Source organism: Knoellia sp. S7-12 (assembly GCF_040518285.1).
Classification (GTDB): Bacteria; Actinomycetota; Actinomycetes; order Actinomycetales; family Dermatophilaceae; genus Knoellia.
Window position 1 is genome coordinate 2,672,303 of the sequence record NZ_CP155449.1, and the last position, 22,620, is coordinate 2,694,922.

Annotated in this window: 24 protein-coding genes and 1 tRNA gene; 8 read left to right on the forward strand and 17 right to left on the reverse strand. The window is 69.2% G+C overall.

Annotation, left to right across the window (positions count from 1 at the left end):
- The first annotated feature begins 22 nt into the window (after positions 1–22).
- Positions 23–511, forward strand: coding sequence for an isoprenylcysteine carboxylmethyltransferase family protein (locus tag V6K52_RS12820; protein WP_353950501.1), 489 nt, complete (start codon positions 23–25; stop codon positions 509–511).
- A 22-nt stretch (positions 512–533) separates the two neighbouring features.
- Here the strand turns inward: V6K52_RS12820 and V6K52_RS12825 are convergent, their stop codons facing one another.
- Together V6K52_RS12825 and V6K52_RS12830 are read right to left on the reverse strand one after the other, a co-directional pair.
- Entirely contained in the window at positions 534–1,328 is a 795-nt protein-coding gene (locus V6K52_RS12825; RefSeq protein WP_353950502.1) for a deoxyribonuclease IV, read from the reverse strand.
- Positions 1,329–1,338: 10 nt separating this feature from the next.
- On the reverse strand, positions 1,339–2,904 hold the full coding sequence (locus V6K52_RS12830) for an NAD(P)/FAD-dependent oxidoreductase (RefSeq protein WP_353950503.1): 1,566 nt from the start codon (positions 2,902–2,904) through the stop codon (positions 1,339–1,341).
- A 53-nt stretch (positions 2,905–2,957) separates the two neighbouring features.
- On the opposite strand from V6K52_RS12830, the gene V6K52_RS12835 reads away from it, so the two are divergent.
- The 3 genes from V6K52_RS12835 to V6K52_RS12845 are packed head-to-tail and all read left to right on the forward strand — an operon-like array spanning position 2,958 to position 5,177.
- Positions 2,958–4,094 (forward strand): metallophosphoesterase, encoded by a 1,137-nt coding sequence (locus V6K52_RS12835; protein WP_353950504.1) that lies wholly within the window; start codon positions 2,958–2,960, stop codon positions 4,092–4,094.
- 1 nt (position 4,095) lies between these two features.
- Entirely contained in the window at positions 4,096–4,581 is a 486-nt protein-coding gene (locus V6K52_RS12840) for a hypothetical protein (RefSeq protein ID WP_353950505.1), read from the forward strand.
- Positions 4,578–5,177, forward strand: coding sequence for a DNA-3-methyladenine glycosylase I (locus tag V6K52_RS12845; RefSeq protein ID WP_353950506.1), 600 nt, complete (start codon positions 4,578–4,580; stop codon positions 5,175–5,177). Before V6K52_RS12840 ends, V6K52_RS12845 begins: the two co-directional genes overlap by 4 nt.
- Before the next feature lie 17 nt (positions 5,178–5,194).
- On the opposite strand, the gene V6K52_RS12850 is transcribed toward V6K52_RS12845, so the two are convergent.
- The gene (locus tag V6K52_RS12850; protein WP_353950507.1) at positions 5,195–6,205 is read right to left on the reverse strand and encodes a helix-turn-helix transcriptional regulator; all 1,011 of its coding nucleotides are present in this window, start codon (positions 6,203–6,205) and stop codon (positions 5,195–5,197) included.
- An 83-nt stretch (positions 6,206–6,288) separates the two neighbouring features.
- Between V6K52_RS12850 and V6K52_RS12855 the strand changes: the two genes are divergently transcribed.
- Entirely contained in the window at positions 6,289–6,591 is a 303-nt protein-coding gene (locus V6K52_RS12855) for a hypothetical protein (protein WP_353950508.1), read from the forward strand.
- Positions 6,592–6,636: 45 nt separating this feature from the next.
- On the opposite strand, the gene V6K52_RS12860 is transcribed toward V6K52_RS12855, so the two are convergent.
- The 6 genes from V6K52_RS12860 to V6K52_RS12885 all read right to left on the reverse strand — a co-directional run bounded on the left by V6K52_RS12860 (position 6,637) and on the right by V6K52_RS12885 (position 9,610).
- The gene (locus tag V6K52_RS12860) at positions 6,637–7,290 is read right to left on the reverse strand and encodes a hypothetical protein (protein ID WP_353950509.1); all 654 of its coding nucleotides are present in this window, start codon (positions 7,288–7,290) and stop codon (positions 6,637–6,639) included.
- 236 nt (positions 7,291–7,526) lie between these two features.
- Positions 7,527–7,599: transfer RNA gene (locus tag V6K52_RS12865), tRNA-Ala, on the reverse strand.
- Positions 7,600–7,676: 77 nt separating this feature from the next.
- Positions 7,677–8,330 carry a histidine phosphatase family protein gene (locus V6K52_RS12870; protein ID WP_353950510.1) on the reverse strand — a complete coding sequence of 218 codons (654 nt, stop codon included), beginning with the start codon at positions 8,328–8,330 and terminating at the stop codon, positions 7,677–7,679.
- Between the two features lie 29 nt (positions 8,331–8,359).
- Positions 8,360–8,737 carry a ribosome silencing factor gene (rsfS, locus tag V6K52_RS12875; protein WP_353950511.1) on the reverse strand — a complete coding sequence of 126 codons (378 nt, stop codon included), beginning with the start codon at positions 8,735–8,737 and terminating at the stop codon, positions 8,360–8,362.
- Positions 8,724–9,377 carry a nicotinate-nucleotide adenylyltransferase gene (gene nadD, locus V6K52_RS12880; RefSeq protein ID WP_353953777.1) on the reverse strand — a complete coding sequence of 218 codons (654 nt, stop codon included), beginning with the start codon at positions 9,375–9,377 and terminating at the stop codon, positions 8,724–8,726. The genes rsfS and nadD overlap by 14 nt, the downstream gene beginning before the upstream one ends.
- Positions 9,374–9,610: a hypothetical protein gene (locus V6K52_RS12885; protein ID WP_353950512.1), complete on the reverse strand. Its 237-nt coding sequence runs from the start codon at positions 9,608–9,610 to the stop codon at positions 9,374–9,376. The genes nadD and V6K52_RS12885 overlap by 4 nt, the downstream gene beginning before the upstream one ends.
- A gap of 533 nt (positions 9,611–10,143) precedes the next feature.
- Here V6K52_RS12885 and V6K52_RS12890 point away from each other — a divergent pair.
- Positions 10,144–11,142, forward strand: coding sequence for a glycosyltransferase family 2 protein (locus tag V6K52_RS12890; protein WP_353950513.1), 999 nt, complete (start codon positions 10,144–10,146; stop codon positions 11,140–11,142).
- Here the strand turns inward: V6K52_RS12890 and V6K52_RS12895 are convergent.
- Complete coding sequence (locus tag V6K52_RS12895) at positions 11,098–11,703, reverse strand: TetR family transcriptional regulator C-terminal domain-containing protein (RefSeq protein WP_353950514.1); 606 nt, start codon at positions 11,701–11,703, stop codon at positions 11,098–11,100. The two genes, V6K52_RS12890 and V6K52_RS12895, sit on opposite strands and share 45 nt — an antisense overlap.
- An 89-nt stretch (positions 11,704–11,792) precedes the next feature.
- Between V6K52_RS12895 and V6K52_RS12900 the strand changes: the two genes are divergently transcribed.
- Positions 11,793–12,515, forward strand: coding sequence for a GAP family protein (locus tag V6K52_RS12900; protein ID WP_353950515.1), 723 nt, complete (start codon positions 11,793–11,795; stop codon positions 12,513–12,515).
- Positions 12,516–12,525: 10 nt separating this feature from the next.
- On the opposite strand, the gene V6K52_RS12905 is transcribed toward V6K52_RS12900, so the two are convergent.
- On the reverse strand, positions 12,526–13,806 hold the full coding sequence (locus V6K52_RS12905; RefSeq protein ID WP_353950516.1) for a glutamate-5-semialdehyde dehydrogenase: 1,281 nt from the start codon (positions 13,804–13,806) through the stop codon (positions 12,526–12,528).
- Between the two features lie 192 nt (positions 13,807–13,998).
- Here V6K52_RS12905 and pdxY point away from each other — a divergent pair, with 192 nt between their 5' ends.
- Entirely contained in the window at positions 13,999–14,853 is an 855-nt protein-coding gene (gene pdxY, locus V6K52_RS12910; RefSeq protein WP_353950517.1) for a pyridoxal kinase PdxY, read from the forward strand.
- A gap of 81 nt (positions 14,854–14,934) precedes the next feature.
- Here the strand turns inward: pdxY and proB are convergent, their stop codons facing one another.
- The 6 genes from proB to V6K52_RS12940 form a co-directional block, all read right to left on the reverse strand.
- Positions 14,935–16,062, reverse strand: a complete 1,128-nt coding sequence (gene proB, locus V6K52_RS12915; protein ID WP_353950518.1) for a glutamate 5-kinase — start codon at positions 16,060–16,062, stop codon at positions 14,935–14,937.
- 9 nt (positions 16,063–16,071) lie between these two features.
- Positions 16,072–17,601, reverse strand: coding sequence for a GTPase ObgE (obgE, locus tag V6K52_RS12920; RefSeq protein ID WP_353950519.1), 1,530 nt, complete (start codon positions 17,599–17,601; stop codon positions 16,072–16,074).
- Positions 17,602–17,863: 262 nt separating this feature from the next.
- Positions 17,864–18,133 carry a 50S ribosomal protein L27 gene (gene rpmA, locus V6K52_RS12925; RefSeq protein ID WP_353950520.1) on the reverse strand — a complete coding sequence of 90 codons (270 nt, stop codon included), beginning with the start codon at positions 18,131–18,133 and terminating at the stop codon, positions 17,864–17,866.
- A gap of 34 nt (positions 18,134–18,167) precedes the next feature.
- A complete protein-coding gene (rplU, locus tag V6K52_RS12930) occupies positions 18,168–18,473 on the reverse strand; it encodes a 50S ribosomal protein L21 (protein WP_353953778.1) in 306 nt (101 codons plus the stop codon).
- Positions 18,474–18,604: 131 nt separating this feature from the next.
- A complete protein-coding gene (locus V6K52_RS12935) occupies positions 18,605–21,652 on the reverse strand; it encodes an Rne/Rng family ribonuclease (protein WP_353950521.1) in 3,048 nt (1,015 codons plus the stop codon).
- A 177-nt stretch (positions 21,653–21,829) separates the two neighbouring features.
- Positions 21,830–22,579 (reverse strand): TIGR03936 family radical SAM-associated protein, encoded by a 750-nt coding sequence (locus tag V6K52_RS12940; RefSeq protein WP_353950522.1) that lies wholly within the window; start codon positions 22,577–22,579, stop codon positions 21,830–21,832.
- Between the last annotated feature and the right edge of the window lie 41 nt (positions 22,580–22,620).

Genomic DNA, 22,620 nt, shown 5'->3' on the forward strand with positions numbered 1-22,620 from the left:
CGACGCGTCCTATGCTCGCTCCATGACGGGTTCGGACGGCGCTAGTCCCGGCCAAGGCGGAGTTGTCCCCTTTCGCCTGTGGCCCCCGGTCGCCATGGGCGCTCCCCTGCTGGTGGGTGCACTGCTCACCGGGCTGGCCGGCGACCCGTTTCAGTTGGGTGGCTGGCGCGTTCCGCTCGGCTGGCTGCTGGTCGTGGTGTTCGTGCTGTGGAACGGCTGGGCACTCGTGATGTTCCAGCGTCACCGCACCGGCCTCCTACCGGGCCAGGAGACCCGAGTCATCATGAGCTCTGGCCCGTTCGCCGTGTCACGCAACCCGTTGTACGTCGGCATGCTCGCGCTGTACGTCGGGCTGGCACTGCTCATCCCGTCAGCGTGGGCGCTGCTGGCGACCCCGGCGGCGGCCCTACTGGTGCTCTGGGGCGCCATCCTCCCCGAGGAGAAGTTCCTCTCCCACGAGTTCGGCAGCGCGTACGACAACTACGCCCGGCGGGTACGCCGCTGGCTGTGACGCCGCTGGCCGACCTGCCCGCTCAGAGGCGCTCGCGCAGCCAGGCGAAGTCGGCCTGGTGCTCGTCGGCGCCACCGGGCGTCTCGCACACCACCGGCGCGCCGGCCGATCGGACCACACCCGCCAGCAGGTCGGCGTCGATCTGACCCGCGCCGAAGTTGGCGTGCCGGTCGGCGCCCGAGTCGAACGAGTCACGGCTGTCGTTGCAGTGGACGAGGTCGATGCGGCCCGTGATCGCGAGGATGTCGTCGACGACCGTGTCGAGCTTGTTGCCACCGGCGTGGGCGTGGCAGGTGTCGAGGCAGAAGCCGACCCGGTCGGACTGCGACGCCGAACCGATGGCGTCCCACACCCCGGCGATGCGCTCGAGGTAGCGGGCCATCGCGTTGTCACCTCCCGCGGTGTTCTCAAGGAGGAGCGGAAGCTTGAGGTCGGTCGCCTCGATGGCCTTGCGCCAGTTGTCGAATCCGACCGCCGCGTCGTCGGTCTTGCCCACGTGTCCGCCATGGACGATCAGGCCCTTGGCGCCGATCTCGGCAGCGGCGTCGACGTGCTGCTGGAGCAGCTTGCGGGACGGGATGCGGATCCGATTGTTCGTCGTCGCGACGTTGATGATGTAGGGCGCATGGACGTACAACGCAACCCCAGCGGCCTCGGCGTCCGCACGCAGAGCGGCTGCTCCCCCGGCATACCGGATCTCTGGTCCTTTGTATCCCTGAGGGTCACCGAGGAAGAACTGGACCAGCGTCGTGCCGCGAGCAGCGGCTTCGGCGAGGGGGTCGGTCTGGTCGACGTGGGCACCGATGCTGAGACTCATGAGCACCAGTCTAGGAACGACCGGTGTCAGTCCCCACCATCACGAAGGGTCGGACCATGAGGGGCGCAAACTCGAGCGTGCCGTCATCGACACGACGCCGGGACATGAGCCGGAGGTCATGGAAGTAGTTCTGGCGCACCGTCCACGGCTTCGTCGTGCCCTGCTTCGGGAAGAGGTGGCGGGAGCGCTCGACATAGCCCGACGAGAGCTCGAAGGGCGGCTCGCCGTCCTCGATCTCGCCGTCGAGCCGCGGTGTCGCCGTGGCGGCACCCGTCTGCGCCATGCGCGCGAGCACCGCGCACACGTAGCGGGACGTGAGGTCGGCCCGCAACGTCCAAGAGTTGTTGGTGTAGCCCAGGCAGACCGCGAGGTTGGGCACTCCCCCGAACATCGCGCCCTTGTAGAAGTAGCGCTCGTTCGGCGCGAACGTCGCACCGTCCATGGTGAAGGTGATGCCACCAGCCACCTCGATCCGCAGCCCCGTCGCCGTGATGATCGCGTCGGCCTCGAGCTCCTCACCGCTCGAGAGCCGGATGCCGGTGCGCGTGAACTGCGCGACCGTGTCGGTGACGACGGATGCCCTCTCGTCACGCACGGCCGCGAGGAAGTCGCCATCGGGGACCACGCACAACCGCTGGTCCCAGGGGTCATAGGTCGGGGTGAAGTGATCGCGCACGGCCGCGGACCCGACGAAGCGGGCATTCAGGGAAGCAATCCCCCTGCGGACGGGCCCGGGGAAACGCTGAGCCGCTTCATAGAGACCGACGTTCTGCACGACGTTCTTGGCCCGGATCGCTCGATGGGCCGCCCGCGCGGGCAGGACCCGCCGCAGCCCGTTGCCGACAACATCCGTGCCGGGCAACGGAAGGACATAGGTGGGGCTGCGCTGGAGCATCGTCACGTGGGCCGCGCCCTGGTCCGCGAGCGCGGGCACGAGCGTCACCGCAGTCGCACCGGAGCCGATGACGACGATGCGTTTGCCCTTGGCCTTGAACGCCTCGGGCCAGAACTGCGGATGGATGATCGGCCCGTCGAACTCGGCCCGTCCCGGGAAGTCGACGACGTGACCGGTGTCGTAGGAGAAGTAGCCGGTGCAGATGTAGAGGAACGATGCGGTGTGCTCGATCAGCCCGTCAACCGTCTCGGACTTCACCGTCCAGCGTCCGGTGCCCGAGGACCACCCCGCCGCGATGACCCGCTGCCCGTAGTGGATCCGCTCCTCGACCCCGAATTCGCCGGCGGTGTCGCGGATGTAGTCCCGGATCGACTCACCAGAAGCGAGCACGTCGGTCCCGGTCCACGGTCGGAAGGGGTAACTGAAGGTGAAGACGTCCGAGTCAGACCGGATCCCGGGATACCTGAACAGATCCCAGGTCCCACCGCTGGACTGGCGCGACTCGAGGATCGCGAAGGACCGGTCGGGATTGAGTTGGGTGAGGCGGCAGGCTGCGCCCACGCCGGACAGACCCGCGCCGACGATGAGGACGTCGACATGGAGGCTCTTCATCGAGGGAACTCCCGTGTGGGCGGCGAAACGCAGGCCACCATGAGACCACGAAAAGACGTGTCGTCGCACCGTGGGAGCATGAGGCCTCAGTCACGACCACCGCCAATCATCAGGACCCCTGCGTGCTCCTTTTTGCCCTCGTTGCCCTGGCTGTCGTCGGCCTGCTCACCTTCTGGTTGAACCGTCGCCTTGTCGTCGCGCCGGGTTGGCGGACGCCGTGGAGGTATGCCGGGACCGCCCTTCTCGCGGCCCTGACAGCTCTCTCAGTGGTCGCCGTTGCAGGCGGCCTGCGGTGGGGAACCGCCGAGGACACCAGGCCCGTGGCCTGGCTGGCGCTGACGTGGCTCGTCGTCGCCTTGTATCTCGTCCTCGGTGTGGCGGCGGCTCAGTTGCTGGCCGTCATCGCGTGGCTCGTCACTCCTGGCGAGCACCGTGCCACCGTCCTGCGCCGCTTCAACCGAGCCACAGCAGCCGTGGTACTCACAGCGGCAGTCGGCACGACGGCATACGGCGCCGCGGCGGCAGCCAACCCCACGATCACCCGGACGACGCACACGTCGGCGTCCCTGCCGCAGGCCTTCAACGGCACAACCGTCGCCCTCGTCACCGACCTCCACGCCGGCGTCGTCCACGGCTCCGACTTCGCCCGAGAGGTCGTCGACAGGGTCAACGCGGCAAAGCCTGACCTCGTCGTCCTGTCCGGTGACGTCGTCGACGCGCCGTTCGACCGGCACCGGGCCGAGATCGCCCCGCTCGCCGACCTCGAGGCCCCGCTCGGGGTCTTTGCGGTGACCGGCAACCACGAGATCTACACCGGGTCCACGGCCGAGTGGGTGGCTGAGTGGAAACGTCTTGGCATCACCGTCCTCGCCAACGCCTCCGAGCTGGTCACCCGCGACGGCGAGAGCATCCGGATTGCCGGCGTGCACGACCACGAGGGCACCGGCGAGTTCGCCCCCGACCCGGCACGGGCACTTGCAGGGACCTCTGACGCGTTCACCCTGTATGTGGCACACCAACCGCTCATGGCGCAGGAGTCGAGCGACGCAGGCATCGATCTGCAGCTCTCGGGGCACACCCACGGCGGCCAGGTTTGGCCCGGCGAGCTGATCGTGCCGTTGCAGCAACCCATGGTTGAGGGGTTCGCCGTGATCGATGGCGTCCCCGTCATCACGAGTCGCGGCGCCGGCACGTGGGGTCCGCCGGTCCGCGTGGCCGCCGCACCCGAGATTCCGCTCATCACCCTGAGGAGGGCCTGACATGCCCGACCCGACCGCGCTCGGCGCTGCGCGCTACCGGTCCGTCGCTCAGCCGACCACGCCTCTGGTCGTCGTCGGAGCGATCGTCGCGGGCGTCGGGGTCATCGGCGGCCTCGCCATCGCGTCCCTCGGCGGATGGGCCATCGCGCTCGGCGTCGTCCTCGTCCTCGCGTTCGTCGGCCTCGGCTGGCTCATCGCGCGCGGCCCCGTGACCGTCACCGTCACCGATGCGGCAGTCACCGTGGGCTATCCCCTCGCGCCTCGCCGAATCCGCATGGTCGACGTCACCGACGTCGGAGCCGGTGATCATGTCAACGGCTTCGGCCACGGCTGGGGTGTGCGCTGGGAGGGCAAGGGCAAGTGGGCCTACCGCGTGGGCGGGCCGATGGCGACAGTCGTGCACCGCACCGGCCGGCTCGGTGTGTCGGTGCAGGACCCGCACGAGTTCGTCGAAGCCGTCGTCGCCGCCCGCCAGGACGTCGCATGAGCCAGATCGTCGTCGGTGACGACGGTCTCTCGCGTCCGGTGTGGGCGTCCGTCGACCCGATGTTGCGCGACTACTACGACACCGAATGGGGTATGCCGGTGCGAGACGAGCGGGGTGTCTTCGAGCGGCTCTCGCTCGAGGCGTTCCAGTCGGGGTTGTCGTGGGCGACGATCCTGCGCAAGCGGGCGGCCTTCCGCGAGGCGTTCGCAGACTTCTCCCCCGAGGCTGTCGCCGAGTTCGGCGAGGGCGACATCGAGCGGCTCATGGCCGACGCCGGCATCGTGCGCAACCGCGCCAAGGTCCTCGCCACGATCCAGAACGCCCGGGCCACCCTGAGACTGCGCAATGACCCGGAAGGTGACCTCGCGGCATACGTGTGGTCGTTCCAACCCCCGGACACGCCACGGCCGCGGACGTTCGCCGACGTGCCGACCACGTCGGCCGAGTCGCTCGCCCTGTCAAAGGGATTGAAGCGCAAGGGTTTTGGATTCGTCGGGCCGACGACGATGTTTGCGCTCATGGAGGCGATCGGCATCGTCGACACGCATCTGCTCGAGTCGCACCGCCGTGGCACGTCAGGCGTCTGGCCCGCCTGAGCCACACCGGGTTGGTGTCAGCCCTGACCCATTGCCCGCGCGAGGAGCTCTCTGCGGCTGCGCACGTTGGTCTTCGCGAAGACCGATTTGAGGTGGTCCTGGACGGTGTGTGCTGACAGATGGAGCCGGGCCGAGGCAGCCGCCGTGTCCGCACCGGTCGCGAGGACCTCGACGAGCTCCACCTCGCGGGGCGAGAGCGCGTGGCTCCTCACGAAGACGTCCAGGCGATCGGTAGGACCGGTCTCCTCAATCGTCACGGCGATGCTTCCGTCCGGCTCGAGGCGCGATGCCCGAAGGGTCACCCACGCCCCTGACGGCAGGGGCATCCGGGCCATGGCCGGGTGGTCGTCCACACCGGCCTCCCGAGCGAGCATCTGGGCCGCGACATTGAACGCGCAGGCAGGGATCGGCGGCACACCCTTGGGCCCCGGCAGGAGCAGACGCAGCCACTCGTCCGACCCCTTCGCCCGTCCACGGATCGAGAGGTCGTCGTCGAGGAGGAGCACAACCGGGCCACTCGACGACACCGAGTCGGGAGGCGACGCACGGAAGCTGCGCGCTCTGACGTTCCGCATGGCCACGGTGAGCGGGCCGGCAAGATCGCGCAGGAGCGCCATGTCGGCGACGGCATACGGTCTCGAGGACCACAGGTCGAGGAAGCCCCAGCAGCCGTGACGATCGCGGAGCACGACCGAGGCGACGTCGACGACCCCGTGCGGGTGCTGGCCCTCTCGCCAGAGCAGGCTCCTCTCGGCGCCCCGACCGAGGGCTGCGCACGTGTCGAGCGAAGTCCATCGATTGAGGTCCGTGAGGTACTTCAGCCGGATCGTCGAGGCAATGGCGCCAGGATCAGGGATGTCGGCAAGCGGGTCGACGCCGACGCACGTGGTCGGGTCGGTGAGTACCCACGCATACCAGTCGAACGGGACCATTCGGCGCAGCTGCGCAAGAAGCTCGGCGCGCAGCGAGCGCGAGTCGTCGGCGCCGCGGGCCATCCGCTCAACCATCTCGCGCGCGAGTGTGGGCACAGCTCCAAGCGTAGGAGCACGGGATCGAGGAACCCCATACTTCTGGGATGTCCAAGCGGCAGGCGGCGCGGGACGCTGGCTCCATGCACACACTTCACATCGAGCACCCGATCACTGACTACCCCACCTGGAAGCGCGCTTTCGACGGGTTCGCGCAGATGCGGGCCGACGCAGGGGTGCGCTCCCACCGAGTGGCCCACCCCGTGGACGATGACCACCACATCGTCGTGGACCTCGACTTCGATACTGCGGCGGCCGCTGCCTCGTTCCGGGAGGTGCTTCGGACACGTGTCTGGAGTCGCCCGTCCGCGAGTCCCGCGCTCGCGGGAGAGCCGATGGCCCGGGTGCTCGTCGTCGCCGAGCACACGGGTCGCGGCGGGGAGTGAGCCTGTCCGGTGTTGGCCTGCGTCGCATCGTCAGTCCCGTGACGGTCAGGTGTCGGAGGGGAAGCGGACGTCCACCAGCGGCGCACCGAACAGGCGCCGCGTCACCTCGACCTGCAGCCCGAACCACACCAGCCCGGCCCCGACTCCGCAGAGCGCGGTGAGCCACGCGGACCCCTGGGCGAGCGCACCGACCAGGGCGCCGAGCGTTCCGGCGACGATGGTGTTGATGACGATGACGAAGAACGTCGTGCTGCCGATGATGTGCACCAGCATGTGGCGCCGGTTGCCGAGCGTGTAGGTCGCCATGAGCCCCGCTTGGTCATCCTTGGTCGACGCTGTGAGGTAGGGCGCGATCTCCGGAGCGAGCTCGACGTAGGCCGCCCGCAACCGGTTCATGCCCCGGATCAACTCCGCGTCCTCCTGGCTGGCCAGGGCCACCCGGAGGGCAGTGAGGCTGCCGACGACGAGGGACGCCGCGGCGAAGCCGATCCCCAGCCCCAGAAGCGAGCGGTCGAAGCCAACGCCCTGTGCCACAAGGGCCAACACGACGAGGAACGCCGACATCACCGTGAGCAGGATCGAGATCCGGCTCATGATCTCGCTCCACGTCATCGAGCGTGTTCCGAGCAGGCTCCAGTGTTCGGTGGCAAGCATGGTCGCCAGTTCGGGTCGCGGCCGTGGGGGCTCCGGATCACTCATGCCCGACTCCTTTCGGTGGCCAAGGTTCTCGCCATCGAGTGTCCTCCCGACCGGTCCGTCGGACATGCAGAACGGCGCGTAGCCCAACCGGGAGCTGAGGGGAGCCGTCGCGTCGACGCGCTTCGCGCGGAGCGGCTCCTCCCGTGTGAACACAGGACCCGCCGAATCCCCCCATACACATCCAGAAACGCAAGAAGAGACCAGACGAAAAGCGTGTCCGATCTCTTCTTGCGTTGTGGAGCTGAGGGGATTCGAACCCCTGACCCCTTCCATGCCATGGAAGTGCGCTACCAACTGCGCCACAGCCCCGAGTTGCCCCGGTGGGACGCCCCCTTGCGGGGACTGCGGAAGTCTACGACGGGCGTTGCCGTGCAACCAAATCGGGGTCAGGCAACCCCGGAATCGCGCGCCGCAGCGGTCGCCGCCGACTGGTTCCACGCCTGGATCCGCCACCCCGCGCGACCTTCGACGAGCTCGGCCCAGTGGCAGTTGCCGAGTCCACCGAGTGCAATCCACGAGGTGCGCTGGTCGATGCCGACGAGGTCGGCCGCGAGCGCGCGACCCGCGACACCATGGGTCGCGATGACGGCGCACTCCCCCGACTCGAGTTCCGAGAGCAGGGCATCGACGCCGGCCCGGCAGCGGATCGCCACATCTGCAACCGACTCACCGTGGCCACCCCGCTTGAAGTCCTCACCGCGCAGCAACTTGTCCATGTCCTCGGGATATCCCTCGCGCACCTCGGCGCCGGTGAGCCCCTGCCACGAGCCGGCGTGGATCTCACGGAAGCGTTCGTCGGTCGAGAAGGGTATGCCGTCCACGCGCGCGACCGTCTCGCCCGTCACTGCCGCTCGAACCAGGTCCGAGGCAATGACGCGAACCGGGGAGAACGCGACCAGGGCCGCGGCCGCAGCAGCGGCCTGGGCCAGCCCCTTCTCGGACAGCGGCGAGTCGATCTGCCCCTGCCAGATGCCGGCGGCGTTGTGGCTCGTCTCGCCGTGTCGCAGCACGATGAGCCGGCGCGGGGAGTCCACAGCCATGACGCGAGCGTTGGGGCCCAGAGCCACCGTCAGCCCTGCTGCTCCGTGCCCACTGTCCCGAGGTCGACCTCGGGGCAGTCCTTCCAGAGACGCTCGAGCTCATAGAACTCACGCTCGTCGTCGTGCTGGACGTGGACGACGATGTCGCCGAAGTCGATGAGCACCCAGCGACCGTCGCGCTGCCCCTCACGGCGCACGGGCTTGGAGCCCATGGCGCGCAGGGAGTCCTCGACCTCGTCGACGATGGCGCCGACCTGGCGCTCGGACTCGGCCGAGGCGATGACGAAGATGTCGGTGATCGCGAGCTGCTCGCTCACGTCGATGCCGACGATGGTGGTGGCGAGCTTCTCGGCGGCCGCGTGGGCGGCGGCGCGAGCGAGCTCGAGGGAACGGTCAGTGGCGGGCACGAGACTCCTTGGGTGCTGCGGACGGTGCGTCGGACGACGCAGCCTGCGCCGCGGCATACAGATGGTGTTTGTTGATGTACTGGACGACGCCGTCCGGCACGAGGTACCAGACCGGCTCGCCGTCGGCGACCCGCTCTCGGCAGTCGGTGGAGCTGATGGCCATGGCCGGCACCTCTTGAAGGGTGACACGGTCCTCCGGCAACCCGGACTCGGACAATTCGTAGCCGGGGCGCGTGACCCCGATGAAGTGGGCGAGGTCCCAGAGCTCGTCGATGTCCTTCCACGACAGGATCTGGGCCAGGGCGTCGGCGCCGGTGATGAAGAACAGCTCGTCATCGGGGTGCTGGGCCCGCAGGTCGCGCAGGGTGTCGATCGTGTAGGTCGGGCCCTCGCGGTCGACGTCGACGCGACTCACCTGGAAGCGAGGGTTCGACGCGGTCGCGATGACGGTCATGAGGTAGCGGTGCTCGGGCTCACTGACCACGCGCTCGGCCTTCTGCCACGGCTGGCCCGTGGGCACGAAGATGACCTCGTCGAGATCGAGCTGGGACTGCACCTCGGAGGCAGCCACGAGGTGGCCGTGGTGGATGGGATCAAAGGTCCCACCCATCACGCCCAGGCGACGTCGCGGTGCGCTCAGTGCTCGCTCTGATCGTGCATCGTGCCGCCGTGCGCGTGCGCCAGGTCAGTCGAGTGGTGGTCGTTGTGCTCGCTGTCGGGCGTGTGCTTCTGCGCGTTGCCGCGGAAGGCCCACGTCAGGGCGAGCAGCAGGGCAAAGGCCGCGAGGGCGAGGACAGCGAAGCCCCATGCGGGCATCGGCAGATCGTGCGAGGCGGCTTCCTCGGCGAGAACTCGGGCGGCGTGCGACGTCATGGGTGGCAGCCTACCGTCACCGTTGTCCACCGGCGCCGTCCACAGGCCTGTGCATGGGAGCGTGGCGAGGGCCTCCAGCCTGTGGACGACACGCGCGGGCGTCACCGCTTGGCGAGAAACTCGCCGATCATCTTGCGCCACAAGGGGTTTGACCGATAAACAAGACCCCACGAACAACCGCTCTGGCCTTCGGGCACGGGTGGAAGTCGGGTCGAAGGAGAACGGACGTGCCACCGGCCCCGGTGAACCGGGACCGGGTGGGGGGCAACCCACACCGCGAGCGACATCGCGGGGCACACCGCGGCCGTCGGCCAGAGTCGAAGTTCGTCCCGGTCCAGCCGGGACGACGCCACTGTCGTGTGGCCCCCTCGACGGGTCCGCCCGTCGGGAACGACCGACTCACATGAATAAGGGCTAGCCCCGGCGCTGAAGGCCCCCGATCTCATACGTCGGGGGCCTTCGGTGACTCATGGGGCACTCGCACGTGGCAGGTCCGGACGTGCCGGGCGCACCAGCCCCTTACGCTGAACCCCATGCCTGCACCTGCTCCAGCCATCACCTTGAGCATCGTCATCCCGATGTTCAACGAGGAGGCCGTCCTTCCATTGCTGGTCGCACGGCTGCGCCGGCTCGCGGACGGGATCGGCACGGCATACGAAGTGGTCGCCGTCGACGACGGCAGCAGCGACGCGACACCGGTCCTCCTCGAGCGCCTGCGGCGCGAGTGGCCGCAGCTGCGGATCGTGCGTCTGCGTGCGAACGCTGGCCACCAGGCCGCGATCTCGGCAGGGCTGCAGCGCGCCCGAGGCGCCTACGTCGTCACGCTCGACGCCGACCTGCAGGACCCGCCCGAGGTCATCCCCGAGATGCTGCGGATCGCCCGCGAGGACGGCGTCGACGTCGTCTATGGCGTGCGCGAGGACCGGTCGACGGACACGGCGTTCAAGCGCGTCTCGGCGCGACTGTTCTACAAGTCCATCCGCCGGCTCGCCGACATCGATGCCCCCGTGGACGCCGGCGACTACCGCCTCATGTCCCGCGCCACCGTGGACGCCGTCAACTCCCTCCCCGAGCACAACCGCGTCCTGCGTTTTGTCGTGCCGGCGCTGGGTTTCCCGTCCGGCTCCGTGGGCTACACACGGGAGGTGCGCGCGGCCGGGACGTCGAAATACCCCCTCGCCAAGATGATCCGCCTGTCCGTCGACTCGGTGACCGGCTTCTCGCTCGCTCCCCTGCGCTTCGCCACCTGGCTGGGGCTCCTCGGCGGCCTCGCCGCCTTCGGCGTTCTGGTGTATGCCGTGTTCGCCCGCGTTCTCGGCCACGCCCTCCCCGGTTGGACCTCGACTGTGGTCATCGTGGCGGCGGTGGGCGCCGTCCAACTGCTGGCGCTCGGCATCCTGGGCGAGTACGTCGGGCGGATGTATGCCGCGATGCAGGCTCGGCCGACCTACTTCATCGCCCACGACTCGCTCGAGTCGGCCCAGACCTCAACGGGCGAGCGAGTCGAGCCGGGCTCGCAGCAGGGCGCGTGACTTCGAGGGGGTGAGCTGGGCCGGAAGGGTGGCCCCCAGGAAGCTCAGGCCGTCCACGAAGACCTGGAGCTCGTCGACAGCTGAGACCAGCGCTGCGGGGATGACACCGACCTGGGTCGGGTGATCGAGCCCGGTGACGTCGGCGATCGCGAGCCCGCAGACGTGCCGTTCGCCGTGCCACGTCTGCTGCGCCAACCCCGGTCGGCCGTCCTCGGTGCGGACCCGCGCCATGAAGGCGAGGTAGACCCGTACCTCGGCCAGCCGGTCCTCGTCAAGGGGCAGCATCTCCTCGAGGACGGCCTGCGCCCGCTCGATCCCGGGCTCCTGGGTCTCGAGCACGATCTGCATGCGCGCGGGGATGTCGTCGAGCATGGCGCTCACGGCGAAGTCGAGCATCTCGGACTGGGTCGCGAAGTAGTAGCGCAACGCCCCCATGGACCAGCCCGACTCGGTAGCCACCGCGCGCACCGTCGCTCCTCCGACCCCACTGCGGGCCACGACCCGACGGACGGCGGCACCGAGCTCGGCTCGGCGCTGCTCGTGGTCGACGATCTTGGGCACGAGGCTATTTTCGCACAGACGTGCCAGATTGTGCTTCACTGACACCACACGTTCTGATGCAGTTGTGCGGAAAGCAGGAGGGGTAGTTCATGGAGCTCACAGCACTCGGCGGTCTGGCCGTGCTCGCGCTCATCGACAGCACGAGCTTCGGCACCCTGGGAGTGCCGGTGTGGATGCTCGTCCAACCGCGCGTTCGCGCCGCCGCCGTCCTCGCCTATCTCGCGGTGATCGCGGCGTTCTACTGGCTGCTCGGCCTAGCCCTCCTCGGTGGCGCCGAGGCGCTCAAGGGAGTCTCGGACTCGGTCGCCGACGTCACGGAGTCCCGCCCCTTCCTCTGGGCGCAGCTCGTCGTCGGGGCCGGGCTGTTCCTGGGCAGCTTCGCGTTCACCCGCAAACGCGGTGAAGCACGTCGAGCCCGACGCATGGGTCGGCCCACCCGGATGGAGCGCTGGACCTCGCGGGCGATGGGCCCGGACGCGTCGCTGCGCACCGTCACCACCGTCGCACTCGGCGCCGGGGTCATCGAGGCCGCGTCGATGCTTCCCTATCTGGCCGCCATCGGTCTGCTCACCACCGCCGGAGTGGGGTTCGTCGGCAACGCAGGTCTGCTCGCGGCATACGTCGTCGTCATGGTGGTGCCCGCGCTGGCCCTGCTCGGACTGCGCTTTGCCGCCCATCGCCAGGTCGGGCCCCTGCTCGAGCGCGTGCACACGTGGCTGCAGCGCAACAAGGACGAGATGCTCGGCTGGGTCCTGGGCATCGTCGGGTTCCTCGTCGTCAGCGATGCCGTCCAGCGGCTCGGACTGCGCTGAGCCGCACCCGTCAGCGGATCTGGCCGTCTCCCTCGACGATCCACTTCGTCGTCGTCAGCTCGGGCAGCGCCATCGGGCCGCGGGCGTGGAGCTTCTGGGTGGAGATGCCGATCTCGGCGCCGAAGCCGAACTCACCACCGTCGGTGAACCGCGTGGACGCGTTGACCATGACCGCGGCCGCGTCGACCTCGGTCGTGAAGCGGCGTGCGGCCGCACGGTCCTCGGTGACGATGGCCTCCGTGTGCCCGCTCGAATGCGCGCGGATGTGGGCGAGCGCGGCGTCGAGGTCGGGGACGACGGCCACCGCCATCTCGAGCGCCAGATATTCGGTGTCCCAGTCCTCGTCCGTCGCCGGGACGTGGGGTATGCCGGCCGCTTCCGCCGCACTGCCGGCGCCCGGATCCGTGTGGAGCACCACTCCTGCACCCGCCAGCTCCGCGAGGACCTTGGGCAGGAACTGCTCGCGCAAGGACTCGTGGACGAGCAGCGACTCAGCCGAGTTGCAGACGCTCGGGCGCTGCGTCTTGGCGTTGACCGTGATCGCGAGCGCCTTGTCGAGATCGGCGGCCGCGTCGACATAGACATGGCAGTTGCCCACGCCGGTCTCGATCACGGGGACGGTCGACTCGGTGACGACGGTCTGGATGAGCCCCGCTCCCCCGCGCGGAATGATGAGGTCGACCTGGCCGCGGGCGGTGAGCAGTGCCCGCACAGCGTCGCGGCCACCGTCAAGCAGTCCGATGGCATCGGCCGGCAGACCCTGTGCCTCCAGGGCGTCGCGCATCACGGCCACCAGTGCCCTGTTGGTCGACTCCGCTGCCGACCCGCCACGAAGGATGACGGCGTTGCCGGACTTGAGCCCGAGCCCGGCCGCGTCAACGGTGACGTTGGGTCGGGCCTCATAGATCATGCCGATGACCCCCATGGGGACCCGGACCTGGCGGATCTGGAGGCCATTGGCGAGCGTGGAACCGCGCACGACTTCGCCGACCGGGTCAGGCAGCGCGGCGATGTCACGCACGGCGTCGGCCACTGCGGCGACCCGCTCGGGCGTCAGCGTCAGGCGGTCGATGAGGCCGTCGTCCATGCCACTCGCCCGACCGCGCTCGACGTCCTCGACGTTGGCCACAACGATCTGCTCGGTCGCTCCATCGAGGGCGTCGGCGAGCGCGCGGAGGGCTTGGTCCTTGTCGGCCCGACTGAGCAGGGCCAGCCGCCTCGAGGCCTCGCGGGCCTTGCCTGCGAGATCGGCGACGCGGACGATGTCCGCCGGGTTGAGCTCTGAAGACATGCACCCAGCGTAGGTCCGCTGCGAACCCACGGACATGCAATGCCCACCGCCCGGACTCCGGCCCGCACCACGACGCGCACGTCGCCCCACCCTCTGGGGCGAGCACTGCATGTCCGGCGGCCCGCAGCGGAGGCGAGCCGACGGCATACAGGCATCTCAGGGACGTGAGGGCGAGGTGGGAGGATGGCGGGCGTGACGACGATCCTCTCCATCCAGTCCTCGGTGGCCTACGGCCACGTCGGCAACAGTGCCGCTGTCTTCCCGCTGCAGCGCCTCGGTGTCGAGGTGTGGCCGGTCAACACGGTGCACTTCAGCAACCACACCGGCTACGGCGCGTGGCGCGGCCCACTGCTCGCAGCCGACGATGTGCGTGAGGTCATCACCGGGATCGAGGAGCGTGAGGCGTTGCCCGAGATCGACGCGGTGCTGTCTGGCTACCAGGGCGGCGAGGAGATCGGGGACGTCATCCTCGACGCCGTCGCCCGGGTCAAGAACGCCAACCCCCAGGCCATCTATGCGTGCGACCCGGTGATGGGCAACGCGAAGTCGGGCTGCTTCGTCCACCCCGCCATCCCCGTGCTGCTGCGCGAGCGCGTCGTGCCCCAGGCCGACCTCATCACGCCCAACCAGTTCGAGCTCGGCTACCTCACCGAGACCGAGCCCGAGACGCTCGAAGACACCTTCGCCTCCGTCGAGAAGGCACGCGCGATGGGCCCGTCGACGGTGCTCGTGACCTCGGTGCTGCGCCCGGACCGGCCCGAGGGCACGATCGAGATGCTCGCTGTCCACGGTGACGGTGCGTGGATCGTCCAGACGCCGCAGCTGCCGATGAAGGCCAACGGGTCGGGGGACGTGACCGCTGCCCTCTTCACCGCACACCTGCTCGAGTCCGGTGACGCCGGAGTGGCATTGGGGCGCACGGTGTCCAGTGTCTTCGACCTGCTGCAGGTCACGCTCGACTCGGGGAGACGCGAACTGCAGCTCGTCCAGTCGCAGGACGCGATCGCCGAGCCGCGGATGCAGTTCGAGGTCCAGCAGCTCCACTGACCCTCCGGGCGCGGCGACAGCCGCAGTCCTCGCCGCCCATGTCTCAGTGCGTGCCCGAGAACCCTTGCCAGAGAGGGCCGGTCAGAGCATGACGAGGTCGTCGCGGTGGATGACCTCACGTTCGTAGGCCGCTCCGAGGTCGCGCGCCAGGTCGTGCGTGCTGCGTCCGAGCATGGGCGGCAGCTCGCCCGAGGAGTAGTTGACGAGACCGCGAGCGATGGCCCGCCCGTCGGGGCCACACACGTCAACCGGGTCCCCGCCGGTGAACGTGCCCTGCACCTCGACGATTCCGGCCGGCAGGAGCGACGTGCGCCGCTTGGTCAGTGCCGTCACCGCCCCCTCGTCGACGATGAGCCGGCCGCGAGGGGTGGTGGCGTGGGCGATCCAGAGCTGGCGCGATGCCCGCGAACGCGACTGCGGCGCAAAGACGGTGCCGACGTCGTCACCTGCGAGGGCGTGTCCGGCATCCGCGAGACGCGACAGAACGGTGGGTATGCCGGCCGCACCGGCGATGCCTGCCGACTCCACCTTGGTGGCCATGCCACCACTGCCGACCGAGCTCCCGGTGCCTCCGATCTCGACTCCGGCGAGGTCCTCGCCCGACAGGACCGCAGAGATCCGCTGCGAGCCTGCCCGCGAGGGCGGCCCGTCATAGAGGGCGTCGACATCGGTGAGCAGGACAAGGGCATCGGCGCCGACGAGGTGAGAGACGAGGGCGGCCAGCCGGTCGTTGTCGCCGAAGCGGATCTCGTGGGTGGCGACGGTGTCGTTCTCGTTGACGATCGGCACGATGCCGAGGTCGAGCAGTCGCGTCAGGGTCCGTCGGGCGTTCGTGTAGTGGGTGCGTCGGGTGACGTCGTCGGCGGTGAGGAGCACCTGGCCGACAGTGAGGTGGTGGTGGGCAAACGCTCGGGCGTATGCCGCGACGAGCGCTCCCTGCCCCACGCTGGCTGCGGCCTGCTGGGTCGCGAGGTCACGGGGCCGGGATGTCAGGCCGAGCGGGCCCAGGCCGGCGGCGATGGCTCCGGACGAGACGAGGACGACCTCTCCCCCGCGGGCGCGGACGGCACTGAGGTGGGCGACGAGCGCGACGAGACGCGCATCGTCGATGGCGCCGCCGCCCGGGCCGGTGAGTGAGGACGAGCCAACCTTGACGACGACACGGTGCGCACCGCCGATCGCGGCGCGCAGGACCGCCTCAGTGCCCACGGCCCGCGCTCACTCGTCGTCGTCGAGCGCGGTGGCCCAGTGGCCGGCCTTGCGCTCGGCTGCAAGCGTCTCGCGAGCCGCCGTCTGTGCGTCCTTGCGACCGTGGAACTCCTCGCGCTTCTCGCCGCGGCTCTTGCGGTCGTTCTCGCCGAGGCGCAGGTCGGTGCCACGGGGGCCAGTGAGCAGCTCGGCGCCAGCAGCCATCGTGGGCTCCCAGTCGAAGACGACCGAGTTGTCCTCGGGACCGATGACGACGGTCGAGCCAGCCACGGCCCCGGCCCGATAGAGCTGCTCCTCGACACCGAGGCGGCTGAGGCGGTCAGCGAGGTAGCCGACGGCCTCGTCGTTGGAGAAGTCGGTCTGGTGGATCCAGCGGGTGGGCCGGTCGCCGAGCACACGGAAGACCTCGCCATCCGGGGTGTTCTCCTTGCGCACCGTGAAGCCGGCGTCGTCGACGGCCTTGGGCCGCACGATGGTGCGCGGACGCTCGACGATCAGGGCCTCCATCTCCTTGCGGGCCTCGGTGACGTGCCTGGCGAGGGAGAACGTCAGTTCCTTGAGTCCGGTGTGGGCGACTGCGCTGACGATGTGGACCTCGAGGCCGCGAGCCTCGAGGTCCGGCTTGACCATCTCGGCCAGGTCGAGGGCGTCGGGAACGTCGGCCTTGTTGAGCACGACGATGCGAGTGCGCTCGGAGAGCGGGCGACCACCGAGGCTGTCATCGGGGACATAGGCAGCGAGCTCGGCCTCGATGACGTCGAGGTCACTCATCGGGTCGCGGTTGGACTCGAGCGTCGCACAGTCCACGACGTGGACGAGGACCGAGCAGCGCTCCACATGGCGCAGGAACTCAAGGCCGAGGCCCTTGCCCTCGCTCGCGCCGGGGATGAGGCCGGGGACATCGGCGATCGTGTAGCGCATGCTGCCCGCGGTGACCACACCAAGGTTGGGGATGAGCGTCGTGAAGGGGTAGTCGGCGATCTTGGGCTTGGCCGCACTGACGACCGACACGAGCGAGGACTTGCCGGCACTCGGGAAGCCGATGAGGGCGACGTCGGCGAGCGACTTGAGCTCGAGCACGATCTCGAGGGAACCGCCGGGCTCGCCGAGGAGGGCAAAGCCAGGAGCGACGCGTCGCGCGGACGCGAGCGACTTGTTGCCCAGGCCGCCGCGACCACCCGAGGCGACGACGAAGGTGGCGTCGTGTCCCACGAGGTCGGCGAGGATGTCACCGGCGGCGTTCTTGACGACCGTGCCCTCGGGGACGGGCAGGACGAGGTCGGCACCATCGCCGCCGTTGCGCTCGTCACCGCCACCGGGCTTGCCGTTGGGGGCGCGACGGTGCGGCGTGTGGTGGTAGTCGAGCAGAGTCGTCGACTGCGGGTCGACCGCGAGGATGACCGAGCCACCCCGACCACCGTTGCCGCCGTCGGGCCCACCGAGCGGCTTGAACTTCTCCTTCTTCACCGAGGCCACGCCGTGCCCACCGTCACCGGCCGCGACGTTCAGGACGACGCGGTCCACGAAGTTGACGGCCATGGGTGATTCCTGCTTCCGGTGGTGGTGCGGAGTGCGTGGGGCTGATGTGCACGGAGATGATCTGGGGGCCCAGTCTACGGGCGCGCCCAAGTCCCTCTTGCGTCTGCGGATGTGGCTGCTCTGGCAACCGTCGGCGCAGACGCAAGCGCAAGTCATGGGGGAAACGAGAAGGCGGGCCGGATCGGAATCCAGCCCGCCCTTCGCGGTGGTGAGGTGGTGTGCCGGAGCTCAGCTCACGGCATACCCGCTCTCACCGATGGAGTCACTCCGCAGCTGCGGTCTCCAGGGGAACGATGTTGACGACCTTGCGACGACGCTTGGTGCCGAACTGCACGTTGCCCGCGATGAGCGCGAACAGCGTGTCGTCTCCGCCACGGCCGATGCCCTCACCGGGGTGGAAGTGCGTGCCGCGCTGACGGACGATGATCTCGCCCGCGCCGACGAGCTGGCCGCCGAAGCGCTTCACGCCGAGTCGCTGGGAGTTGGAGTCGCGACCGTTACGGGTCGAGGCTGCACCCTTCTTATGTGCCATGTCTCTCTACCTTCGTGAGTCTGTGGACGGACGCTCAGGCGTCGATCGAGGTGATCTTGATCTGGGTCAGGTGCTGACGGTGACCCTGACGCTTGCGGTAACCGGTCTTGTTCTTGTACTTCATGATCACGATCTTGGGACCCTTGGCCGCCTTGACGACCTCGGCCTTCACGGAGACCTTGGCCAGCTTCGTGGCGTCGGAGGTGACGGTCGAGCCGTCCACAACCAGAAGCGGGGTCAGGTCGATGCTGTCGCCGGCACGGCCGACCTTGTCGATCAGCAGGACGTCTCCGACGGAGACCTTTTCCTGCCGACCACCTGCGCGAACAATCGCGTACACAGTGGAGCTCACTTTCGAATCAGGATGCACTCGCTCTGGATGACCGGCTGATAGCTACCCCGTGGCTCGTGTGTTCGTGAGAACACCAAAGACACAGGACATCGGCTCGGTGGGCGCACCGACGGACAAGATTAGCGGTCGTTCTCGCCCTGCTCCAAATCCGCGGCCTTCGGCGGACCGGCTGGGGCGACGACCCGGCCACGCTTGCGACGCGGGCGGACGACAGGTTCGTCGATCGGGGCGGGTTCGGCCACGACCGGACGGGTGGGTTCGGCGTCGCCGGCCTCGTCCGGCCGACCGACCTCGGCGATGACCGTCGCGGGCGCGTTCTCGGCGCGCGTGGGGGCTTTGCCGGGCTCGGTAGTGGTCGACTCGCTGGACTCGCTGGACTCGCTCGACGCGCCAGCGGGCGGGCTGGCGAGGTCGGCGACGCCATCTTCAGTGGGCTCGCCAGACATCGACTTGATCGCTGCGGCGTGGGCTGCGGCCGCGATCTGGGCCGCGGTCGGGCCGCTGTGGGCCGGTGCGGACTCCTCGGCAGGGGTGTCCCTGGGCGCAGAAGCCTGACTCGACTCGCCGCCCTTGCCGCGACGGCTGCGGCCACGACCGGACGAGCCGCTGGCCTTGTCGTTGCCGGGACCGCTGACCGCTCCGTTGGAGTGGCCGTGCTCGTTCTGGGTGCCGGACCGGTCGACCGGCTCGCTCTGGACGAGGATGCCGCGGCCGTCGCAGTGCGCGCACTGCTCGGAGAAGACCTCGATGAGGCCCGAACCGACGCGCTTGCGGGTCATCTGGACGAGTCCCAGCGAGGTGACTTCGGCGACCTGGTGCTTGGTGCGGTCGCGCCCCAGGCACTCAAGCAGGCGCCGGACCACGAGGTCACGGTTGGACTCGAGGACCATGTCGATGAAGTCGATGACGATGATCCCGCCGATGTCGCGCAGCCGGAGCTGGCGGACGATCTCTTCGGCGGCCTCGATGTTGTTCTTGGTGACAGTCTCTTCGAGGTTGCCGCCGGAGCCGACGAACTTGCCGGTGTTGACGTCGACGACCGTCATGGCCTCGGTGCGGTCGATGACGAGTGAGCCACCGGAGGGGAGCCACACCTTGCGGTCCATCGCCTTGGAGATCTGCTCGTCGACACGGTGGTGGGCGAACAGGTCTTCTTCTGAGGTCCAGTGGGTGAGGCGCTTGGCGAGGTCGGGGGCGACGTCCTCGACGTAGCCGCTGACCTCGGACCACGCCTGGTCACCCGAGACGATGAGCTCGCTGAAGTCCTCGGTGAAGACGTCACGGATGACGCGGACCGTGAGATCAGCCTCACCGTGGAGCAGGACGGGGGCGCCGCCGCTGCCAGCCTTCTTGGACGCCGCGGAGGCGACCTTCTGCTGGATCTTGTCCCAGGCCTTGGTGAGGCGCTCGACGTCGGCGCGAAGCTCCTCCTCCGAGGCGCCCTCGGCGGCCGTGCGCACGATGACCCCTGCGTGGTCCGGCACGACCTCCTTGAGGATGGCCTTGAGGCGAGCGCGCTCGGTGTCGGGAAGCTTGCGGGAGATGCCCGTCATCGACCCTTCGGGGACATAGACGAGGTAGCGGCCCGGGAGCGAGATCTGGCTCGTGAGGCGTGCACCCTTGTGCCCGATCGGGTCCTTCGTCACCTGGACGAGGACCGTGTCACCGGAGCCCATGGCGTTCTCGATGCGCTTGGCGCGGTTCTGCTCGAGACCGGCGGCGTCCCAGTTGACCTCACCGGCATAGAGGACGGCGTTGCGGCCCTTGCCGATGTCGACGAAGGCGGCCTCCATCGAGGGCAGGACGTTCTGGACGCGGCCGAGATAGACGTTGCCGGCCATCGAGGCGTTGGTCTCGCGCGAGACGTAGTGCTCGACGAGGACACCGTCCTCGAGGACACCGATCTGGGTCTTGTCGCCCTTGCCGCGCACAGTCATGACGCGCTCGACCGACTCACGGCGGGCGAGGAACTCGGCCTCGGTGATGATCGTGCGGCGGCGACCGGCTTCGCGGCCCTCGCGGCGACGCTGCTTCTTGGCCTCGAGGCGGGTCGAACCCTTGACTGCGGTCGGCTCGTCGCTGCGCTCGCGCTCCTTGCGGGACTCACGGGACTCACGGGGTTCGCGGGGCTCGCGCACCTTGGTGACGGTGCCGGGCGGGTCGTCGCCCTCGGCGGAGGAGCCGGAACGGCGGCGACGACGGCGGCGACGGTTCGTGCCGCCATCACCGGTCTCGCCGTCGGCGCTGTCATCCGCGCGGTCGTTGGTGTCGGTGTCGTCGCCGTCCTCGTCATCGGACTCGTCGGAGGAGTCCGCACGGTCGGAGGAGGTGGCGTCGTCGGCGGCGTTGTCGTCGGAGCGGTCGTTGCCACCGCGTCCTCGACGGCCACGGCCACCGCGACGGCGGCGACGGCCACCGTCCTGGGGCTCGTCGCCGGAGTCCTCGCGGCTGTCCTCGTCGTTCGTCTCGTCGTCAGTCGCCAGGTCGTCCTCGACCGGCTCAGCCGCTTCGACGACCTTGGCAGCCTTGGCGCCACGGCGGGACCGGACCGGCTTGTCGGCCTTGGCAGTCACCTCAGCCTTGGCGGGCGTGTCCTGCGTCGGAGCGGGGGCTTCAGCCTCCCGCGCCGGGTCGATGGTGCCTTCGCTGGGTGCCTGCGCCGGAGCCGTCGCACGGCGTCGGCGGGGCGCGGCGGCAACGTCCGGAGCCTGGAAGAGCAGACCGAACGACGGAACGCTTGCGGGAGCGGTGTCCTTCTCGGCCTCGACCGGTGCGGTGGCGTCCTCGTCCTCGACGGGCTCCTCGACCAGGGCGGGCTCGCCGAAGAGGACGGGCTCCTCGACGGGAGCTTCCGGCTCGGCGACGACGGTCTTCTTGGCGCGGGTCGTCTTCTTCGCTGCCTTCTTGACGGTCTTCTTGGCCGCCCGCTTCTTCGGCGCGGCCTCAGTGGCCTCCATGGCCTCGTCTGCTGCGGGCACTTCTGCCGGCTGCGCGGCGGGCTCGGCCGCAGCGTCGGCCGTGACCTCGGTGGTCACGGGGGCGGCGGCCTTCTTGGTCGCGCGGCGACGACGGGGAGCCTTGGCGGGCGCTGACTCGGCGGCCTCGCCAGCCGTGTTGTCCTGTGCGGCCCCGTCGTTCTGGGTGGTGGGTTCGTCCTGGGTAGCCATGGGCTGTGACCCTCTCGGCGCCACGTGGCCGTCAGCCACACCGTCTGGGTTTTTGCCCGGACCTGCCGACCCCGTGGGGCTCGTATCGTGATCGTGGCGGGTGAGATTGCCCGACACGGAAGTCGTGTGCTGTTCCCCAGGGGTTTCGCGCGGCTTGAACTCCGCTGCGGCAACCGATCAGGAACCGACGGCGTCCTTGTCGGCGGCCAGTGGATCAGCCACCCCGGCAGCCGCGGTGAGCAGTGGGCCCTGGGCCAGTCGGGTCACCAGAGGTGGGACCGGTGGCCTGAGCTCAGTCACTGCGCGCAGTGCGGTCAGGATGTCATCGGGGCGAACGGACGGTGTGGTGTGCCGAACGACCATCTGCAGTATCGCACACGAGCCGTCATCGCTCTCGGTGGCGACCATCGACACGACGGCCGCGCGGACGTCGAACGTCTTGGGTCCCGTCTTGAACGTGCGGGTCACCTCGGCGAGCTCGACCGCGAGGAAGCGCTCCACGGCATACGCGAGGGTCTCGAAGGTGACCCCACGCATCTCGAGACGCCAGACGCTCGCCTCGAGGCGTTCGGCGAGGCTGCCGGGACCGGCTTCGACGACCTCGATGACGTCGAGATCGGGCGGCAACGCCTCGTCGAGTGCGAGGCGCACAGCCTCGGGGTTGACGCGTTCGGTCACCGAGATCTCGAAGTACTCGGCCTCGCTGGCCGTGCCGGTCGGCGCCGCGTTGGCATAGCTGATCTTGGGGTGCGGGTGGAAGCCGGCCGAGAACGCCATCGGCACGCCGGAGCGCCGGAGCGCTCGCTCCAGGGCACGCGCGAAGTCTCGCGTCGAGGAAAAACGCAGACGACCACGCTTGGCGTAGCGAATGCGGAGCTTCTGGACCGCGAGTGGCGGCGGAGGGCCTTCAGGGGTGCGTCGTGCCATGGTCGGCCCAGCCTATTTCACGGCTGTGTCAACCGCGGACG

What these genes read in the sequence shown, in the direction of transcription:
- V6K52_RS12820 (WP_353950501.1), top strand. Translation starts at nt 23, where the DNA reads ATGACGGGTTCGGACGGCGCTAGTCCCGGCCAAGGCGGAGTTGTCCCC.
- V6K52_RS12825 (WP_353950502.1), bottom strand. Translation starts at nt 1,328, where the DNA reads ATGAGTCTCAGCATCGGTGCCCACGTCGACCAGACCGACCCCCTCGCC.
- V6K52_RS12840 (WP_353950505.1), top strand. Translation starts at nt 4,096, where the DNA reads ATGCCCGACCCGACCGCGCTCGGCGCTGCGCGCTACCGGTCCGTCGCT.
- V6K52_RS12845 (WP_353950506.1), top strand. Translation starts at nt 4,578, where the DNA reads ATGAGCCAGATCGTCGTCGGTGACGACGGTCTCTCGCGTCCGGTGTGG.
- V6K52_RS12855 (WP_353950508.1), top strand. Translation starts at nt 6,289, where the DNA reads ATGCACACACTTCACATCGAGCACCCGATCACTGACTACCCCACCTGG.
- V6K52_RS12860 (WP_353950509.1), bottom strand. Translation starts at nt 7,290, where the DNA reads ATGAGTGATCCGGAGCCCCCACGGCCGCGACCCGAACTGGCGACCATG.
- V6K52_RS12870 (WP_353950510.1), bottom strand. Translation starts at nt 8,330, where the DNA reads ATGGCTGTGGACTCCCCGCGCCGGCTCATCGTGCTGCGACACGGCGAG.
- V6K52_RS12885 (WP_353950512.1), bottom strand. Translation starts at nt 9,610, where the DNA reads ATGACGTCGCACGCCGCCCGAGTTCTCGCCGAGGAAGCCGCCTCGCAC.
- V6K52_RS12890 (WP_353950513.1), top strand. Translation starts at nt 10,144, where the DNA reads ATGCCTGCACCTGCTCCAGCCATCACCTTGAGCATCGTCATCCCGATG.
- V6K52_RS12900 (WP_353950515.1), top strand. Translation starts at nt 11,793, where the DNA reads ATGGAGCTCACAGCACTCGGCGGTCTGGCCGTGCTCGCGCTCATCGAC.
- V6K52_RS12905 (WP_353950516.1), bottom strand. Translation starts at nt 13,806, where the DNA reads ATGTCTTCAGAGCTCAACCCGGCGGACATCGTCCGCGTCGCCGATCTC.
- obgE (WP_353950519.1), bottom strand. Translation starts at nt 17,601, where the DNA reads ATGGCCGTCAACTTCGTGGACCGCGTCGTCCTGAACGTCGCGGCCGGT.
- rpmA (WP_353950520.1), bottom strand. Translation starts at nt 18,133, where the DNA reads ATGGCACATAAGAAGGGTGCAGCCTCGACCCGTAACGGTCGCGACTCC.
- V6K52_RS12935 (WP_353950521.1), bottom strand. Translation starts at nt 21,652, where the DNA reads ATGGCTACCCAGGACGAACCCACCACCCAGAACGACGGGGCCGCACAG.
- V6K52_RS12940 (WP_353950522.1), bottom strand. Translation starts at nt 22,579, where the DNA reads ATGGCACGACGCACCCCTGAAGGCCCTCCGCCGCCACTCGCGGTCCAG.